Raw genomic sequence first — 1,690 nt, forward strand, 5'->3', positions numbered from 1 at the left:
GCTTCAGTGGATTATGCGAGTAGCCCTTTCAGCCAAGAGCGTGAAACCATGGATAAGGCCGGGAAAGCTACTCCATGGGAAGTAGCGATCGTAAAAACTACGTCTGATTGGTTATTTTGGGTCAGATGCGCAAATCAGCTTAAAGCCGTTTCTCTGAACCATCACCTCAGCACTTCTGAATGCTTCAGAGGCCCACTCTTCATAGGCCAGGTGCCGGTTGGCAACGATCCATAACTGTCCGTCGCGTGTCATGTGTTGTCTGGCATCACGGAAAAGTCGTAAGGCGAACTCGTAATCGGTACGCTTGCCTTGATGAAAAGGCGGGTTACTGAATATGTAATCGAAACGCCCTTCGACACTCTTTAACCCATCGCTGGCTATTGTTTCTGCACTCAGTCCGAGACGGGCGGAGTTCAGTTCTGCACTTCTCAGTGCCATTGCATCAACGTCGGTCAGGGTGACGTCGAGAGCAGGGCTACGTGATTTCATGGTTAGCCCAATGACTCCAGAGCCGCATCCCAGATCCAATATCTTGCCATGGGCCGGAGCGGGTACATGCTCCAGCAACAAGGCTGTTCCCTGATCCAGCTTGCCATGACCAAACACGCCCGGTAGTGTCATGAAGCTGAGTTCACCTGATTGAAAAGAGCTGGCGAAGCGTAACCAGTTAGCCGCACCTTCCGATTTTTTCAGGCGAATATTCCATAACGAGCAGTGTCGGGCACTGTCCATCTTTGAACTTTCACTGACATGGTCTTTAAGGGCGTTTCCGATACTTTTACCACCCGCATCATTGGCGGCGACAACGTAGCAGCTGTCGAGCTGCTGGCTGAGCATACTGATCATAGCCTGCCCCGCGGCTTTGGCTTTTGGCCAGAGCACAATCACCAGTCGACCTGAGAGCTCAGAAACATCGGGAACGCCGAACTGTACCTGTGGATTCTCTTTGTCAGCGTGGTAGGCCTGAGCGGTCAGCCAGTCGGCGGTGATAATCTGAACCTTGTGTTCGTTTATGTGTTCAGCCCAGCCTGATGGTAAGCGTGCTTCTGAACCAATAATCGTGGTGTTGGCAGTCAGCAGCATCGGGTGGCGCTGTAGCAGTTCGTATACGTTGCTCATTCGTTAACGCCGGTCAGTACATCTCTTACTGTGAGAGCATCCTGTTGTGGGTCGCGGTTCAGTGCGACCAGGCCTCGCTCACGCAGGGCTCCGGCTTGCGAGACATTCTGTCCACTGCAGAAGATCAGCTGACCTGTTTCGGCAGCGAGGTTTCTGAGGCTCTGTAACTGGCCTGGCTCCGGCGTATCAGCAACGCCAACGACAGCGCCCTGAAGCTTCTGCGTGCGGATGAGTTCGGAAATTTCCTGCGGTGTCGACAGGCCGGCGAGGCGGATAACCCGAATGCCAAACTGTTTCAGCAGTATGCCCAGCAGAAGCAGCTCCAGATCATCACTGTATACCGTATTCGCCAATACCAGAGTGGCGTTGAGTGAATGCTCGGAAGACTCGCTGAGGCGCATGCACAGCCGGCCCTGCAGGAAGCCGGCGAAGAACTGCAACCGCGCAGATCCGAGTGGCTCGGTAATCTGTTCTCTCAGTTGCTGGTGCAGTGGCAGTAATAGAAAGCGTAAAGCGATGTCGACTGGAAAGAAGCCGGTTACCTCGTCCATGACCCGCGCAATTTCAACGT

General features: G+C 53.7%; 2 protein-coding genes. Both read right to left on the reverse strand.

The window, feature by feature from the left end:
* Positions 1-111: 111 nt before the first annotated feature.
* Complete coding sequence (locus B2067_RS01070) at positions 112-1,119, reverse strand: class I SAM-dependent methyltransferase (protein ID WP_301387212.1); 1,008 nt, start codon at positions 1,117-1,119, stop codon at positions 112-114.
* Positions 1,116-1,690: hypothetical protein (locus B2067_RS01075; protein ID WP_301387213.1), on the reverse strand; the 575-nt coding region annotated here is incomplete at its 5' end. The genes B2067_RS01070 and B2067_RS01075, both read right to left, overlap by 4 nt.

Source organism: Thalassolituus sp. UBA2590 (assembly GCF_002339775.1).
In the GTDB taxonomy this organism is placed as follows: domain Bacteria; phylum Pseudomonadota; class Gammaproteobacteria; order Pseudomonadales; family Oceanobacteraceae; genus Thalassolituus.